The 16,836-nt window shown below is 55.3% G+C and carries 15 protein-coding genes; 1 reads left to right on the top strand and 14 read right to left on the bottom strand.

Translation table 11 applies throughout. The features are described from left to right. Positions 1 to 186: 186 nt before the first annotated feature. The 3 genes from Y5S_RS09365 to puuE are packed head-to-tail and all read right to left on the bottom strand — an operon-like array spanning position 187 to position 2,479. On the bottom strand, positions 187 to 678 hold the full coding sequence (locus tag Y5S_RS09365) for an ureidoglycolate lyase (protein ID WP_035232447.1): 492 nt from the start codon (positions 676 to 678) through the stop codon (positions 187 to 189). Positions 679 to 698: 20 nt separating this feature from the next. Next, on the bottom strand, positions 699 to 1,547 hold the full coding sequence (locus tag Y5S_RS09370) for a bifunctional allantoicase/(S)-ureidoglycine aminohydrolase (protein WP_035232448.1): 849 nt from the start codon (positions 1,545 to 1,547) through the stop codon (positions 699 to 701). Beyond that, the gene (gene puuE, locus Y5S_RS09375) at positions 1,547 to 2,479 is read right to left on the bottom strand and encodes an allantoinase PuuE (protein WP_407921415.1); all 933 of its coding nucleotides are present in this window, start codon (positions 2,477 to 2,479) and stop codon (positions 1,547 to 1,549) included. Before puuE ends, Y5S_RS09370 begins: the two co-directional genes overlap by 1 nt. A gap of 284 nt (positions 2,480 to 2,763) precedes the next feature. Here puuE and Y5S_RS09380 point away from each other — a divergent pair, with 284 nt between their 5' ends. Beyond that, a complete protein-coding gene (locus Y5S_RS09380; protein WP_035232450.1) occupies positions 2,764 to 3,513 on the top strand; it encodes an aspartate/glutamate racemase family protein in 750 nt (249 codons plus the stop codon). Between the two features lie 124 nt (positions 3,514 to 3,637). Here Y5S_RS09380 and Y5S_RS09385 read toward each other — a convergent pair whose 3' ends face one another. The 11 genes from Y5S_RS09385 to Y5S_RS19465 all read right to left on the bottom strand — a co-directional run bounded on the left by Y5S_RS09385 (position 3,638) and on the right by Y5S_RS19465 (position 16,774). Then, entirely contained in the window at positions 3,638 to 4,402 is a 765-nt protein-coding gene (locus Y5S_RS09385) for a GntR family transcriptional regulator (RefSeq protein ID WP_035232451.1), read from the bottom strand. A gap of 82 nt (positions 4,403 to 4,484) precedes the next feature. Then, entirely contained in the window at positions 4,485 to 5,498 is a 1,014-nt protein-coding gene (locus Y5S_RS09390; protein WP_052041496.1) for an isopenicillin N synthase family dioxygenase, read from the bottom strand. Positions 5,499 to 5,535: 37 nt separating this feature from the next. Next, positions 5,536 to 6,603 carry an oligopeptide/dipeptide ABC transporter ATP-binding protein gene (locus Y5S_RS09395; RefSeq protein ID WP_052041497.1) on the bottom strand — a complete coding sequence of 356 codons (1,068 nt, stop codon included), beginning with the start codon at positions 6,601 to 6,603 and terminating at the stop codon, positions 5,536 to 5,538. Continuing rightward, positions 6,600 to 7,556, bottom strand: coding sequence for an ABC transporter ATP-binding protein (locus Y5S_RS09400; RefSeq protein WP_035232598.1), 957 nt, complete (start codon positions 7,554 to 7,556; stop codon positions 6,600 to 6,602). The genes Y5S_RS09395 and Y5S_RS09400 overlap by 4 nt, the downstream gene beginning before the upstream one ends. 79 nt (positions 7,557 to 7,635) lie before the next feature. After that, positions 7,636 to 8,646, bottom strand: a complete 1,011-nt coding sequence (locus tag Y5S_RS09405; protein WP_052041499.1) for an ABC transporter permease — start codon at positions 8,644 to 8,646, stop codon at positions 7,636 to 7,638. A gap of 4 nt (positions 8,647 to 8,650) precedes the next feature. Next, positions 8,651 to 9,604, bottom strand: coding sequence for an ABC transporter permease (locus Y5S_RS09410; RefSeq protein ID WP_052041500.1), 954 nt, complete (start codon positions 9,602 to 9,604; stop codon positions 8,651 to 8,653). 14 nt (positions 9,605 to 9,618) lie between these two features. Continuing rightward, positions 9,619 to 11,256 (bottom strand): ABC transporter substrate-binding protein, encoded by a 1,638-nt coding sequence (locus tag Y5S_RS09415; protein WP_035232452.1) that lies wholly within the window; start codon positions 11,254 to 11,256, stop codon positions 9,619 to 9,621. Between the two features lie 1,066 nt (positions 11,257 to 12,322). Beyond that, positions 12,323 to 13,345 carry a lipid A deacylase LpxR family protein gene (locus tag Y5S_RS09425; protein WP_197055123.1) on the bottom strand — a complete coding sequence of 341 codons (1,023 nt, stop codon included), beginning with the start codon at positions 13,343 to 13,345 and terminating at the stop codon, positions 12,323 to 12,325. 1,294 nt (positions 13,346 to 14,639) lie between these two features. After that, positions 14,640 to 15,014: a hypothetical protein gene (locus tag Y5S_RS19690; RefSeq protein WP_156107688.1), complete on the bottom strand. Its 375-nt coding sequence runs from the start codon at positions 15,012 to 15,014 to the stop codon at positions 14,640 to 14,642. A 135-nt stretch (positions 15,015 to 15,149) separates the two neighbouring features. Beyond that, a complete protein-coding gene (locus Y5S_RS09430) occupies positions 15,150 to 15,515 on the bottom strand; it encodes an SMI1/KNR4 family protein (RefSeq protein ID WP_035232454.1) in 366 nt (121 codons plus the stop codon). 66 nt (positions 15,516 to 15,581) lie between these two features. Beyond that, positions 15,582 to 16,774, bottom strand: a protein-coding gene (locus tag Y5S_RS19465; RefSeq protein ID WP_156107690.1) for an IS3 family transposase whose coding sequence is annotated in 2 segments (ribosomal slippage) — positions 15,582 to 16,486 and positions 16,486 to 16,774 — 1,194 coding nt in all. Because the reading frame shifts where the segments join, the coding sequence is not laid out codon by codon here. Positions 16,775 to 16,836: the final 62 nt, after the last annotated feature.

Raw genomic sequence — 16,836 nt, forward strand, 5'->3', positions numbered from 1 at the left:
TTCCAATTCCTGCTAATGTCTATGCCGGTGATTGTCCAAAAGCCGAGTAGCCCCCAATCTTTCCAGCCAGCATTAAAAGCGACGATTAAGAATCCTGCCCCTCCCAGCGAGCCCTGGATCGTTGAGCTGACTCGAACGATCATTGACGTCTACGACTCCCAATGAGGATATCGATCAAGCGTTCGATCAATCCAGAGTGATGAGCGCCTCAACTGGTTGCTCATCACAGTTATGCCCTGGCCCACCCCTGTCAACAACGAGAAACTCACCCTCGCACTCCAGCACCGAATGCACCGCATGCCAGGTGCCTGCGCGATAATTAATACCCTGACGTCCGTCGGTTACGAACGCGCGTACGGAGTCGGGATCAATACCGTCACCCGGCGGAGCCACAACAACCAGAAAACGCTCACCGTGCATGGGGATGAACGCCTGGCTTCCCAATGGATGCCTCTCCAGGCAGTCAACCTGCAATGGAACCTGAACCCGCTGGCTTGCGAAGATACTGATCATGGGCCGTCCACCCTCACCCAGTATCTCAACACTTGCCAGGTCGTGGTGGCGCTGGGTTCGACCTCCGTTGATAGGAAACGAATTGGAAGCACTCCGGCTGTCAATCACATCGCCAAAGGGTGCGAAGGCTTCCGGTGTCAAAGGCTGGGCGGTCAGTTTCAGCATGATGGTGTTCCCTTGGCTTTTCAGCAAGCGCCAAAGCCACTGAGCTTCATGTGGCGATTCACGTCTTTGTACAGCAGGTACCGGAAACGGCCAGGGCCGCCGGCATAGCAGGCCTGGGGACAGAACGCCCGGAGCCACATGTAGTCACCGGCTTCCACTTCCACCCAATCCTTGTTGAGCAGGTAAACGGCCTTGCCTTCGAGCACATACAGCCCGTGCTCCATCACGTGGGTTTCTGCAAAGGGAATCACGCCCCCTGGCTGGAAGGTCACGATATTCACGTGCATGTCGTGGCGCATATCGCTCTGGTCCACAAAGCGCGTGGTGGCCCAGCAGCCGTTGGTATCCGGCATCTCGATGGGCTCGATGTCGGCTTCGTTGGTAACAAACGGCTCTGGATAGTCGACGCCATCCACCGCTTCATATGCCTTTCGAATCCAGTGGAATCGAACCGTGGAGCCAGACTCGTTGCGCACCGCCCAGTCGCTGCCCGGCGGAATGAATGCATAGCCACCCGGCGCCATCTGATGCGTTTCCCCTGCCAGGGTCAGCGTCATCTGGCCTTCCACCACAAACAGAACGCCCTCGGCTCCGGGATCAATCTCCGGCCGTTCGCTTCCGCCACCCGGAGACACTTCCATGATGTACTGCGAGAAGGTCTCGGCAAATCCGGAGAGCGGGCGGGATAAGACCCACAGACGCGTTTTTTCCCAGAGCGGCAGATAACTGGCAACGATGTCCCGCATCACGCCTTTCGGGATGACGGCATACGCCTCGGTAAACACGGCGCGATCCGTCAGCAGCTGTGTCTGAGGCGGATGCCCGCCGGTCGGTGCGTAGTAGGGAGAGGGATTGTTCCTGTCAATCATCAGAGTGCTCCGGATTCAAAAGGATGGTGCTCTGCCCAATGCCGGGCAATATCCACACGGCGTGTCACCCAGACACGGTCGTGGGACTCAATATGGTCGAGGAAACGCTGAAGCCCACGGAAGCGGCCCGGTCGGCCAATTAACCGGCAATGCAGCCCCACCGACAGCATCTTCGGCGTTTCCCTGCCCTCTTCGTAGAGAACGTCAAAAGCATCACGCAGGTATTCGAAGAAGTGATCTCCGGTATTGAAACCCTGCGGTGTTGCGAATCGCATGTCGTTGGTGTCGAGGGTGTACGGCACCACCAGATGATTATGGGACTCGCCGGCGGAATCCTGTTGCTGAACCCAGAATGGCAGGTCATCGCCGTAATAGTCGGAGTCGTACAGGAAGCTACCCTCGTCCATCAGCAGGCGACGGGTGTTCGGACTGTCCCGGCCGGTATACCAGCCCAAGGGTGTTTCGCCGTACAGCTCCCGGAATATCTCGATGGCACGCCGCATGTGCTCACGTTCGATGTCCTCCGGAATGTTCTGGTAGTGAATCCAGCGCCAGCCATGGCAGGCAACCTCATGACCCAGCTCACGGAAAGCCTGCGCCACTTCCGGATGACGCTGCAACGCCATCGCCACCCCAAACACCGTCAGCGGGAGACCACGGCGTTCAAATTCTTTGAGCAGACGCCAGACCCCGACCCGGGAGCCGTATTCGTAGATAGACTCCATGCTCATGTGGCGGTCTTCAAACGGCTCAGCGCCCACAATTTCAGACAGAAAACGCTCGGAGTGGCTATCTCCATGCAACACGCAGTTCTCGCCGCCTTCCTCGTAGTTGAGCACGAACTGCACGGCCACCCTCGCCTGGCCCGGCCAGCGAACCTCCGGAAGGTCACGGCCATAGCCGATCAGGTCACGGGGGTAATCCGTTGTCATACTCATAACTACACGTCCTCAACTAATGACAGGGAATCGGTTTCGGCTTTTGGAGTTAAGACGCCAAAATATTGTATACAACAAAATCTGTTTTTGTGAAAATTTTCCGTCACTCAGACTGATAAGGCGCCTTTAAGGCTAGGAGCGTGGCCCGCGAAACACCACGCAGAAGCTGAGCATTGGCATTTTTCTGCAACAAATACTTGCACACTCCCCAGACATCGCTCTAAATTGTATACAATTAATTATTGCTTTGTTCACCAAAGAATCGAATCGGGGAAACCATGCACATTCGAATCATCAACCCCAACACCACGCGCGGCATGACCGAGACCATCGGTAAAGCGGCTAAAGACGTGGCGGCACCGGGCACGCGAATTACGGCAACCCAGCCGGATAGCGGCCCGGTGTCCATCGAAAGCCACTTTGACGAAGCCATCAGCGCCGTCGGTGTTGCCGAAGAGGTCCTGGCCGGCGAACAGGGTGACGACCCCGTTGATGCCTACATCATCGCCTGCTTTGGAGACCCCGGCCTTCTGGCAGCGCGGGAGCTCACCCGGGCACCCGTTGTCGGCATTGCCGAAGCGGCTTTCCACGTCGCCACCATGATCAGCACGCGCTTTTCCGTTGTCACCACCCTCGGGCGCACCGGCATCATCGCCGAGCACCTGCTGGAGAGCTACGGCTTCAGTCATCACTGCCGTCGGGTTCGGGCCGCAGAAATCCCCGTGCTGGACCTGGAAGACAACGCAGACGCCGCCCTTCAACGCCTGATTGAAGAGTGTCTGCGGGCAAAAGAAGAAGACAACATTGGCGCCATTGTGCTCGGTTGTGGTGGCATGGCCGATCTCACCGATCACATCTCCGAGGCCATCGGTCTGCCAATTGTCGAAGGCGTCACGGCCGCTGTGAAATTGTCGGAAGCCCTGGTTGGACTGAACCTGGGCACCAGCAAACACGGCGACCTGGCGTTCCCGCGTCCGAAGCCGTTCGTCGGTCGCTTCGAGAGTTTCTCTAACCTGAAGACCCAATAAAAAACATCACCGCCAAGAGACCTGATGCAGCCCCAGCTGCAATGCCCCCACAAGACTCATCGGTGGCACAGACATCCAAGCCAGCAATGGCATGGACAAGACACTGCATGTACAACGCGGAGCTCTAGTTTGAGCTTAAGGCATCAACCGCAAAGAGCTCCCTCAAATCCGGGGTTTCCTCGGGTTCCTCGAAGATAGACAACGACGCTTCAATCGACTTCAGGTGCCGCGCCATAAAATCGCCTGCCTTAGCCCCATCGCCAGCGGCCAGGAGGTCAATCAGGTTTTTATGGTCGTGTGATTCACAACCCAGATTGCCGGCGTTGCCATACACGGCGAGAATCAGAGAGGAGCGTGAGGCCAGCTGGTTCACAAAGCCCGCCAGAGTTCGATTCCCCGAAATGTCGGCCAAACGGGCATGAAAGGATGCGGAGAGCTTTATGGCGATTCGTTGCTCACGGTTACGGAGCGCTTCATGCTCCCTTTTGACCATGTCTCGCAGCTCACTAATGTCGGCTTCAGTGATGCGAGTCGCCGCTGCCTCCATTAAAGCACACTCCACCACAAGGCGGGCCTCGAACACCTCTCTGGCTTCATCTGCCGACGGCCGCGTCACGCTGGCTCCTCGCCGTGGTGTCAGGGTGATCAATTGCTCAAGGGCAAGACGCTGGAGAACCTTCCGAATTCCGGTACGGCTGACCCCAAAAACCTCTGCGAGCGCATCCTCTCGTAGGCGCGCACCAGGCCTCAAACGGTGTTGGATGATGGCTTCGGATATCGACCGATAGATAGCATCCAGCCTGTTACCTGCCGTTTTGCCGAACCTGGTGTCTGACGCCTGGTCCCTGCCATTTCGGGCAGTTTTCCCAATCTGCCGACTACCGCTCATTCTGCTCTCCCATGGTTAATGAACCAATCTCGTCCACCATTGTATACGTCGTTTGTGCACATAAACGAATGAAGAGGGTCTATCAGGTCTCGCTGTAGTAGGCCTTTCCCACTCGCTCCTCAATGTGTGCACCACAGGAAATCGATGGGTACTTGGCGCGCTGTTCCGCCGCCTTGATGGTAGGAAATGCATCAAACTCCACATCGTAATCGACCCCAAAAAACTGTGCTAGCGAGTAACGTTTTTCCGTGTTCAGGTTTATTACCCTGTGAGGACGTGAAAGGAAAATGTCGTTTGTCCAACGCTGCATCAGGTCACCGATGTTGATGACGAACGTGCCCGCTTTAGGCTGGATGTCTATCCAGTCGCCATGCGTAGCCAGAACCTGAAGACCGGGCTGATCGGCCCAGACGGTGGTAAATATCTCGAAATCCTTGTGGGCGCCAATACCCAACTGCTTGATGTCCCAGTCAGGATCCTGGGGCGGATAGAAGCAGGCTCTCAGGCGCGACATCGGTCGGGTATATAGGGGCTCAAAAAAATCCTCATCCAGATCCAGTGCCAGTGCAAACGCACTGAGCATGCGACGGCCTAGCTCTAGCTGAGCCTCAAAGTAGGTCGCCAGCGCATCTCGGAACTCCGGCGGTTTCTCGGGCCAGATGTTGGGCCCGTGAAATTTGGAGCCACGCAGGTAATCCGGATCAGTGTCAGGCAGGTCTTCCGCCAACTCGATCGCCTCGTGCATGTCCGTTCCGCGCTTCTCGCGGTCCGATTTAATGTTCCCGGCACCGACGTACCCTCGGTGAATCGGGGAGTTCTTGTAGTGAATCTTCATTTTTTCGTCATGTGGCAGATCGAAGAAGGCCGCCATGGCCGCCTTCGCGTTATCGATGATTGTCTCGGAAATGCCGTGGTTGCTCAGGTAGAAAAACCCGACATTGGTCGCCGCCTCACGGATCTCCTTCGCCAGCGCCTTGCGCTCCGCCAGGTCGCCGGACAGCACCCGGGAAAAGTCGATAACGGGGACGTTGTCACTCAGGCCGACGCGGAAGCGGATGCCTTTGCCCCGGCTGACCCATTTACCATGATCACTCATAAAACACCTGTTCCGTTAGCTGGATCAAAAAACACGTTCAGACTGTCTGACGGGCACTAGCCCTCTCAGGAAGCCCGACACTGAGAATCTGTTCGGACACGTTCTGAAACTCAGCGTATACGTCAGAATTCGCCTCGTTCAGGTACATGTCCGCCACCTTCTGGTGGTGTATGCAGCGCACTTCGTGCCGGCGCTCCGGCATTTCCATGGCCACCGGCTTTTGCCGGCACCCGTCGTCAGCCAGCGGGCAACGGGAAGCCAGGAAGCAGCCCTGGGGCAGATCAATCGGGCTGGGGATCTCCCCCTCCAGACGGATCGGCGCAGGCTGGACGAACTGAGGATTGGGCAGCAACACGGCGGACAGAAGACCGGAGGTATAGGGGTGGCGCGGCGTTGAGAACAAGTTGGCCGCATCCCCCTGTTCCACAATCTGACCGAGGTACATCACGGCCACACGGTCACTGATGAATCGGATGGTGTTCAGATCGTGCGATATGAAGAGATACGCCGTTTTGTGCTCCGCCTGGAGCCGGTTCAACAGTGAGATAATTTCGGCACGGGCGGACGGGTCCAGCGCCGAGGTTGGCTCATCCAGCACCAGCAGTTTCGGGTTGGTCACCATGGCCCGTGCAATGGCCACCCGCTGTAACAGCCCGGCACTGAGATCGCCGGGCGATGCCCGCAAAAGCTCATCGCTCAGCCCCACTTCTTCAGCAATCGCCCGCACCCGAGCGGCGCGCAGCTGGCGATCCCGATTGACCGGTAACAGGGGCTCTTCAATGCACCGGAAAATGCTCAGGCGCGGGTTCAGGGATTCGCCCGGTTCCTGGAACACGATCTGGGACTTGGCGCGGGCCTGACGCCCGCCGTCCTTGCGCCCCGTGCTGAGATCGCCATCGATAACGATCTGGCCTTCGTCGATCTCGGTCAGCCCCATGATGCAGCGGCCAACCGTACTCTTACCGGACCCGCTTTCTCCCACCAGGCCTAGCGTCTCGCCTGGTGCGATGGTAAAGCTCACGTCATTGACCGCGCGGACCCGCTTACGCGTTCCGGCCACGGCAAAACTTTTCTTGATATTGGCGACAGAGAGCAGCTCGGTCATCGTGCAACCTCGTAGTGGCATCGTACGTAATGGCCCTCGGCCACCTGTTTCAGTTCCGGCCGCTGGTCCAGGCAGGTCTGACTGGCGTTCGGACAGCGGTCGGCATAGGGGCACCCGCCGTGCCCGGCCGGTACCTCAATCTGTTCGTTCTGGGTAGACCACACCTGCCGGAGCCGGTCGTTGTGGCAGAAGGCCGACATCAATCCAATGGTGTAAGGGTGCCGGGGCGTCAGGAACAGGCTATCCCGACCGCCAATTTCCATGATTTCGCCCTTGAACATGATGGCGGTGCGATCACAGAAATGCGCGGCAACCCCAATATCCCGCGTGATGAAAAGAAGTGAGCTGTCCCGTTTCAGAATAAGCTCTTTGAGCAGTTGGAGAATCTGTGCCTGTACGGTCACGTCGAGCCCGGAGGTGGCGTCGTCAGACACAATGAAGCGCGGCGAACACACCAGCGCAATGGCAATAACAATACGTTGAGCCATACCCCCACTCAGCTCGTGCGGCAGGGCTTTCATCCGTCGTTCCGGGTCCGGAATCTGGACCGCCTTCAGAATATCGAACGCCCGCTGCCGCGCCTCCCGGCGACTCAGCCCGAGGTGGACCCGCGCCACCGTGGCAATTTGTTCCCCCACTGGTTTCAAGGGGTTCAGTTCATCCCTCGGGTTGGACACGACCATGGAGATATCACGCCCTCGCACCTGGCGGATGCCCTCGGCGGACAGCCCGAAGATGTCTTTGTCGTCAAAGACAAAGCGTCCGGCTGTGATGTGGCCCGGCGAGGGGGGAAGCCCCAGCAGGGAGCGCGCCAGCGTGGTTTTGCCGGCACCGGACTCCCCGACCAGCCCGACAACTTCCTGAGGACGAATGTCCAGATCAAGGTCGCGAACCGCCACCGTTGGCGCGCCAGATAGTCTGGGAAACTCCACCGACAGGCTACGGACACTCACAACTGGCTTATCCTGGTCCCGAGACGGGCTCTCGGAGGCCGTCAATGCACTTTCACTTATTTTCACTGCCACGCTCATGTTAACTGCCTGCCCTGGGATCAATCAGAAAATAGAGAACGTCCACGATGAAATAGACGAGCAAGGAAAAAATCGACGCGAACAGCACAAACCCAAGGACGGGGAAAACGTCGGAGTTCAGAACACCCTGCACCGCGTATTGGCCTGCACCGCCCCAGCTGAAGACCGTCTCGACGAGCACGGCCCCGCCGAGCAGGTAGCCGTACAGCACGCTGATGATGGTGATGATGGAGGGCAGCGCGTTTTTGAGAGCGTTCTTGACCACCATCTGGGTGGGCAGCCCCGAGATCACCTGATAGCGGCTGAAACCGGCATCCAGCGTGCTCTCGACCATCGACTGGGTCATTCGCTGAATAGGCCCGGAGGCCACAATGCCCAGCGTCAGCGCGGGTAGCAGCAGGTGTTGCAGTGCAGACACCAGCGCCTCCCAGTTTCCGGCGATCAGGCTGTCCAGCACCATGCTGCCGGTCACCGTAGCCGGCGGGATCACGATCATGTCGATGCGGCCAAACGGCGCCGGTGCCCACTGCAACAGGGTGTAGAACACAAAAATCATCACCAGCCCGAGCCAGAAGTCCGGTAAGGCCCCCACAATCAGGCCGTAGGTGTTGGAAATCTTGCCCCAGATGCCTAGTTTGAGCGCCGAGGCAAGCCCCATGGGGATGCCGATCAGAATCGCGGACAACAGCCCGAAGGTGACCAGCTCCAGGGTCGCCGGGAAGCGCTGGAATAGGTCTTCCAGCACCGGGCGGGTCGTCTGCCAGGAAGTCCCGAGATCGCCCTTGGCCAGGTTGGTGACGAAGATCCAGAACTGCTGAACCACGGATTGATCCAGGCCCAGTTTGGTGCGCAGCGCCGCCACGGACGCGTCGGTTGCGTTTGGCCCCAGCATCAGCACGGCCGGGTCCCCGGGAATGGTCTTCACCAGGAAGAACGCGATCATCAGGATGCCGAAAAGCTGTGGGATCACGAACACCAGACGGTTCAGCAGAAAACTTCTGATACTACTCATAGCGTTACCTCTCCCCCCGTTTGTGCATGGCGATGTCGAGGGACAGTTTCTTCATCTTGTCCTTGTTCGTCAGGGTCTCAATGCTGGCACCCACCAGCGTGAATCCACTCACGATGACCGCCAGTACGCTGCCAGGGATCACCGAGGGCCACCACTGACCGGTGACTATGTTCTGGAACCCACCGGCAATCATGCTCCCCAACTCCGGCGTCGGTGGACGGACACCGGCACCGATGAAGCTCAGACCGGCGGTAAGCAGAATGGACCAGGCGATGTTAACGCTGAACTGCGCCATAATCGGGCCCATGGCGTTGGGCAGGATGTGGCGGATAATGATCTTCAACTCGGAAATACCGGCAACAATCGCGGCCTGGACAAACAGGCGTTCCCGGATAACCACCACTTGGGAGCGCATCAGGCGCAGGTAGATGGGCGTGTTCACAAACGCAATCGCCGCCACCACGCTGGACATGCTCTGCCCCAGGCTGGCCACCAGGGCGATGGCAAAAACGAACACCGGGAAGGACTGCATCACATCGGCGATGCGCATCACCACAAACCCAATTTTGGAGTTGAGGCTTCTGGTGTTGGAGAAATAGCCGACCCAGGCGCCCAGCAGACTACCGATTAGGGCCGAGATGGTTGTTCCAAACAACGCGATGGTAATGTCCACGCGTGGTGCGTACAGGGTACGGGAAAAGATATCCATACCCACCGCATCCGTGCCGAACCAGTGCTCTGCACTGGGCGGCCGGAGCGCCATAGAACCATTGGTCTGTATCGGATCATATGGCGCCAGCCAGGGTGCCAATATTGCAACCGCGATACTCAGAAAGACAATGGCGTAGCCAACGGCGAAGGAAGGCCGAACCCGGAATACGTCGAATAACGTCTCCAGGAACCCAGTCGCTGCTGCACGCCGGTTAACGGTCGGAATACTGACACCTGTGTTTTTCATCAAAACTACCTAGCTCACTCTCTGTAAAAGTCCTGGAAACGCAGATTGTTCGACGAGTAATACGTGAAGCCCTTCAGATCACTCTTGTGCGCCAGCACGTACTTGGGATAGGCAATGAATGCCCACGGTGCGTCGCTCATGATCTGCTTCTGAACCTCAGTCAGCAGGGGCTCACGCTCAGCGTCATCGATGGTCGCCATCGCGCTTTCGATCATGCCGGAGACGTCTTCATTCACGTAGTTGCTGTAATTCGGAAAGCTGTCCTTGTGGAAGAACAGGTAAGAGCCATAGCCCACATCCGGCGCCCAGGGGGCGTCCTGGTAGAAAATAATCGGCTTCTGACGTTTGGTGACGTTCTCGTAGAAGACGCCCGCGGGCAGCTTCTCAAGCGTTACATCGATACCCACCTTGCGCAGCGATGATTGAATGATGGTCGCAATCGGCTCCTGCACGGGATTGCCTGCGTTGAAGGAGATGGTGGTTTCAAAGCCGTCCTCAAAGCCGGCTTCGGACAACAATTCTTTGGCCGCTTCAAGATCGTAGTCGTAGTCAAAGAAGGAGCTGTCCGCCATAGCGTATATGCTGGGCACTGGCGCCGTCTGCTTGGTGGCGTAGCCGTAGTACACCGCCTCGAGAATTTCTTCCCGGGGGATAGCGTAGTTGATGGCCTGACGCACCAGCTTGTTGTCCAGCGGCGGCACCTCGGAGTTGAGGATCATCCAGGTCATGTAAGAAGCATTCACCGAATCGACGGTAATGCCGCTTTCGTCCTGAAGGGAGAGGTATTCCCGCGGTTGCAGGAACTGGGCAATGTCCACCGCGCCACCTTTCAGCAGTGACAGACGACTGGCAGAACTCGGAATCTCGCGAATGATCACGCGTTTGATGTAAGGCGCTTCGCCCCAGTATCCGTCGTGCGCTTCCAGGACCGCCTGCTGACCGCGAACAACCTGGCTGACTTTGTATGGGCCGAAACCGGCACTGTTGTTCTTCAGGAACTCGGTGCCCCACGGGTCGTCACTGCCCCCCACTTCCTGAAGTTTGGTGCTGTCGTAAATCGGGTTGCCGAGAATCGCATGGATTTTCAGCGCTAGCGGGTTCTGACTCTTGAGCTGGAACGCAACCGTCAGGGGCCCTTCCACCGTCACGCTGTCCGGGCTTTCCAAACCGATTACGGACGTGTAGAAGCTGCCCTGCGCAGCCAACGCAAATTTACGGTCCCAGGTCCATTTGACGTCTTGCGCAGACAGCTCGTTCCCCCAATGACTCTTAACACCTTCGCGCAACTTGAAGGTGACGCGGGTGCCGTCTTCCGATATGCTCCAACTCTCTGCTAGCTTTCCTTCCAAGGCCAGGCCACCAACCCGGTCTTCATAGACCCCGGTGTCTTCGCGCCGGACACCCGGTACATTGGGATCAGCAATTTTTTCGTAATCAACTAGGTAGTCGTACATGGCGCCGAGCACATCGATCGTGCCCAGGCTGACATCGTATTCATTGTCCAGACTCTGGGGTGTTGACGGGCTGGCAACCACCAGCGTGCGGGCCCTCTCATTCGCGACCGCCCACTGAGGGACCACCATACTGACACTGAGCGCGCCGGCCGCAACCAGCTTTCCGAATCCGGACGTTGTTCCGAAGGGCCACTTCATAATTCACTTCTCCTCTCTAAACAGAAAAACAAATATGTATCCCATTAATTTTTACCTTGTATACAAAAATGCAAACCTCATGCCAGAAACCATAAGTGGCGATGACTAATGAAGAGCCCGCGGCTTTATATCGTGAGACTAACGCACTGAAAAGCGCTTTTAATGCACACTTTTGTAGCCCACAAATAGATTCCCGCACCACGCTTGGGCATTCACGCTTGTGCTTGGATACTTGATTTTTTGTATGCAATTTAAAATCAGAATAATCATGCTGAATCCGAAACAAAGGCCGATTGGCGAGTAGAGGAATCCACCCATGTAGATGCATACGCAATTGCCTTGAAGAGTCGGACCAGCACCCGAAAGGTGCTTCAGCGCCTGGCTCCAGAACACTTGGTCAGTATCAAGTCCAGGCGGGACGTGTTTGTTGCAGGCGCCGAAACTAAATGCGCCTACGAAGAGCAGGCCGCCTAACAAAGTGAAGACCTCAGTTTGTCGATACAGCTGTCCACGCTTTGGCCATTCTCACCATCAGCCACGCGCGCAATGACGCGCTGACCATAGTGGTGTCGCACCCAACCACGCACCCCTCATCCGTTTTGGCCATGTACGGCATTCGGTGGCTGGCCAGCTGCAATTGCGGAGTACGCCACGAACTGGTGGACCTGCTGGAAGTGGGAAGAGTTGAGGGAACACAGGGGGAAGAAATGGACAGCATCTGAAAGAACTTCAAAAAACGTTGCAAACCACAGCAGAAGTGACGGCGGAACCGGATTTACGGGCGGTTTTCGGACTGCTTTGAGCCAAGTTGGCGGGGGGAGAAACTTTGACCCGCCAGGGCACTCCTGACAAAGGGTTTTCCGAACCTTCGAGTCCTCTCTCGCTCACCCTATGACCCTGACTCAGCATTAGGTGCGCCCGGAGTTGCAAAATCGGGCTTCGGATGGAAGTCAGTTCGTTTGTTTGGTTTTTGGGGCTGAAGTGGGTTGACGCAAATGTTCGCTTATGTTTAACAGCAGGAACAAGCGCCACCACATCCCGTAAGCAACGGTCAAAACCAACCTTTCTACAATGCCCAAGAAACTGACAGTGTTCCAAAGCTGAAGTTGTCTTTATGGCGCTCGTCTTCGCTGGTCGAGGCACGCAATGTGACCGCGGCCAGCAGGTGATCCCACTGCCAGGTAGCGCCCAGACCAAGCTGACCAATCAGCGGCCCTTCGTCAAAACGATAAGCCCCGGCATTGTCGTCGATGTAGGAATAGCCTACATACTCCACACCCAGCCCCACATACACGGACCAGCTACTGCCCGAATCCTTGAACGAGCCCGGCAAAGCGATGGTTGAGGAGGTACCAGCGTAGTCCGGTACAAAATTTATAGGAAGGTTTCTGCCAAGCTGCCAGACCAACCCGGTTTTAGCGGAGGTTCGAAAACTCGACAGTAGTCCGGATCCGATCACCGACACACGCTGTTCAATGTTGCCGCCCTGCCCGAGTTGCAGGAGTTTTCGGCCATGCGCAGCCTGTATGCCACCCACCACATCGGTTCCAAGCTGATTCCCCCACCCTTGCGGCTTGTCGCTTCCCGTGGCTTTGTGCACCCATTTCTGAACCGACTCGGCACCGCTTTCGGGCCCAATAACACCAATGTGAGCACCAAAGCCGGTAATCGTATCGGCGTTCCAGCTCCATAGTGTGCCGCTGAGCGACAGGTGGCCGGCATAGGGAATGTCGTCGAACTGCGGATCTTCAACCGTAATATCTTCAGGTGTGACCATGAATTGCCGCAAACTCAGGCTTACCGCCTGCTTTGAATCGACAGTTCCAATACCTGGCAGAAAGCGCAGCTCATCACGCAGAACCCGGGCAAATCTTGCCGACTTTCCATCGTTCTCGTCAGCGGTGTCTGTCAGATACGAAAAGCGTACCCCGTTTGTATAGCCGCGATCGGTTCCGGTAAGCAGGTCGTTATCCCAGGACAGGTTCACGACTTCTGCCTTCAGGCTGGTTGGGAAACCACTAATAACGAAAAACAGCAGGAAGGCACATTCGCAGCGACGGCTCAAATCCAGTCTCTCCGGTTGATACAAGAGTTAACAAGCATGGCCTATGTCGAGTCATACCGTTACAACGGCCACTCAATCGGATGTGCAGACTAAGTCGCTTTCCCTCGCTTTTCTAGCTCCCTCCCATCGACGCGGCCAAGCCTTGACTGTTAACGAGTGCCGATGGGTGATACTCTCGCGCAACATATAGCTTTCTACAGGCGGACTCTCGGACTACCCCGCTCGACAACTGTCCAATTTCGGACAGTTAAAACCAGACATTTTTTCTGAGCTTGGAGTTCGCATAGTAAACTGTGAAACTGGAAAATAAGCAGTTGGAGCAGCGGTCATTCTGTCCAGTTAGAGCCATCTCTAACCTGACAAGTGTGTGCCCAAACCTGGGATAAATCGTGTAACTAGCGGTGTTAAAAGAATTTTTTTGAGCTTCCGCCCGGCCTGCAAGTTACTCACGAACAACGATTTAGACCCATCGACCTCACTCCAAACCGACCACAATCGGCGCCCTCCGGAGGCAAAGGTCAGAGGTTCGAATCCTCTCGGGCGTGCCAAACAAAAAGGGCCTCTCCACTGGAGAGGCCCTTTTTTGTGGTTCATCACTGCATTCGAAGCCCAGGCAGCAATACCTGTCGTTATCTCACAACATGACGTAGAGTTCGTGACCAGCCCATCCGCAGTCCTGCGACCCCATCATTAGCAGAACTCCAAACTTATGTCACAAATCTGAGCCAGCGCCTACGGCGGGATCCTCACATCCGCTGTGAGTCAGCAGCCATCAAGTCATCGGCAAGACTACAGCCGCTTGTTAGCTGTGCACCGAAAATCTTTTATACCTTTCTGGTAGTTTTCCGAACAATTCTAAATGATAAAGGATTGCCATTGAGATTGGATCGCGTATATCACACTGCTTATGTTCGGGATTAAGCCTACCAAGTGACTTTGAAATTTCGTTTACGTTAGTGTCACCCGGTGACAATATATCGACGAAGATATCGTACACTTCATAACCTTCGTCAGCGCTGGACACAAATAAAGCCGAAGACTCGCCCTCTCCAGTAAAGCCGAAGACTCGCCCTCTCCAGTTAAACCATAGCCAGAAGTAGTACAATTAAGCAGATTTAATTCAAGCTCCTTTACTGAGGGATGATTGGCAATTTCCTTACATTGAATCCCTTTGTCATGAAGCATTTTTTTGCCTCCACGACTCTTGCATAAGCTTGTTCTTCAGTAATCCTGCTAAATTTCATTGTTTCTCACTGAAAGCTAACGCCCACCATCATGCGCTTGTCGCATGCATGGCATTGTTATGTTCCTAAGTCCTTTATTCATTCACCGACACCTCAATGCCCTTATACCTTCTTACATAGGTGACCGGCAGCTCCCCACTCTTCACACAGCCTATATAAATTTTTTCGTGACGATTCCATTTAACACCAGACCCACCACGACAATAAGCAGCCAAAATGGTAACTCCAAGATACCGACCGCCTGGCATCCATGAAGGACTCAGCACAAAGTTATCTCCATAGGGAGCATGACCCACTTCAGATGTCGACTGCATATGATATAGAGCAAGCCGACTATTAGGTGACTCATAAACGGCAACCGTTTTCCAATTAAGAAAGATAGAAACAGAATACGCCGCTGCCAAAAGGAGAAAAGCCAGCACGATGGTCGCAGCTAAATAAACCTTCAACGCTCTCAGAACTCCTCCAAAACATAACGCCGGCCACAGCGGCTGGCAAAAGTGGCGCGTAATTGCGCCAGCAATTTAAGTGACACTTTTGACAGTCCGCTGCTGGCCCTTGTTAGGCGCTGCCTGCTAAATAGACTAAAAGTCCAGTTGGCCACTTACTATCCCTGTACTTTTTGGTGATTCGATTTCTTTTGATGATAAGCTAGATATGAAATTGGCACTATCATTCCATTGGAAGTGAATCTCTCTGTCATCATTTATAGAAACAATTTTCCCATCATCTGTGTTTAAGCAGAATAAGTCATGCCAGTCACCGTAAAATGGGATGAGATTATCAGATATCTCCCATTCATCTCTTTTCTCTAATCCATCTAGAATTTCATCCCAGCTCCAAAAATAGAGTGATAATGAAATTAGGCTATCTCCTTCATATATAGATGGATAATTTGAAGCTAAACCTTCGATAGACTTCAAGAATTCTGAAAATTTCTCGATGTTCATTCCTTCCGCCTAACGCCGCATTCAGCGGCTTGTGATCTTCCCCCGATAAAATGGACACACTTCATTTCACGCTGCCATTCTCTCGTATTCTGTCGGAGCCATGTAGCCAATACCAGAGTGTAACCGTTTCTGGTTATAAAACTGGTTGATGTAGCCACATAGCACCGCTCTCAATTCTTTCTCATCTTTAAACGCTACACCATGGATCACTTCCGCCTTCATACTATGAAAGAAGGATTCCATATGTGCGTTGTCTGTACATTGCTTTGGCCGGTTCATGCTCGGTCGAATGCCATGACGGCCCAGCTCGTTCTGGATCAAGTACGCGCCATATTCCACACCTCTATCTGTGTGGAATATCAAACCCGGTGCAGGCTTCCTAACACGTAGCGCATGACGCAAGGCCTGTAGCGTAAGCTCAGCTGTTTTCCTGCTCCCCAGCGACCAGCCAACGACTTTCCGGGAATACACATCCAGCACCACTGCCAGATAGCGCCATTCCTGCCGAACCTTGATATAGGTGAGATCCGCCACCCACTGCTGATTGACCCCCGTCGGCGCAGGCGTGTTCAGGCGAAGATTCTTGTGACGCTGGTAGAACCGCTCCACACCCGGCACCCTGCGGTAGATTTTGGCCACTCTGCCGACCAACGACGCCTCTCGCATCAACCGTTCAACCCGCTTTCTACCGACTCGAATACCCTTCTTACGCAAGGCCTGATGCACTCTCGGACTTCCATAGACGCCACGGCAATCTTCATGGATTCGGCGTACCTTCTCGAGAAGAGCAGCATCCTCTCGAGACCGCCGGGACTCCTCACGCTTTCGCCACGCATAGAAACCGCTGCGCGACACTCCCAACCACGCACAAAGGTACCTGACGCCTAGTTGTCGTCTGTGTTCCTGGATGAATCCAAATCGCTCTGATGTCGATCCGCCAGATACCGTTGCCACTTTTTTAAAAGATCGTTCTCCTTCTGCAAACGGGCATTATCCCGCCTGAGCTGATCGAGCTCTCTCAATTCCTCAGCAGTGGGGAGTTTCTTGTTTTTCATCACATCTACACGCTTGCGGCCATCAGGTTTGATCTTGCCTTCCCGGTACTCCTTTCGCCACCGCGACAGCATCATCGGGTGAATATCCAAGCCTACCGCCACTTGTTGAACCTGGATGCCATCCTGATAGCTCAGTTCGACGGCCTTTACCTTGAAGTCTGCGGAGTATTGCCAGGTTTTTCTGGGATTCTTGTATCGGGGCATTTGCCACCTCCTCTGGTTAGGAGAAGGTGTCCACTAAAGCGGGGGAACTACATTGTCCGCTG

Origin of the sequence: Alcanivorax nanhaiticus (assembly GCF_000756665.1) — a bacterium.
GTDB classification, from domain to species: domain Bacteria; phylum Pseudomonadota; class Gammaproteobacteria; order Pseudomonadales; family Alcanivoracaceae; genus Alcanivorax; species Alcanivorax nanhaiticus.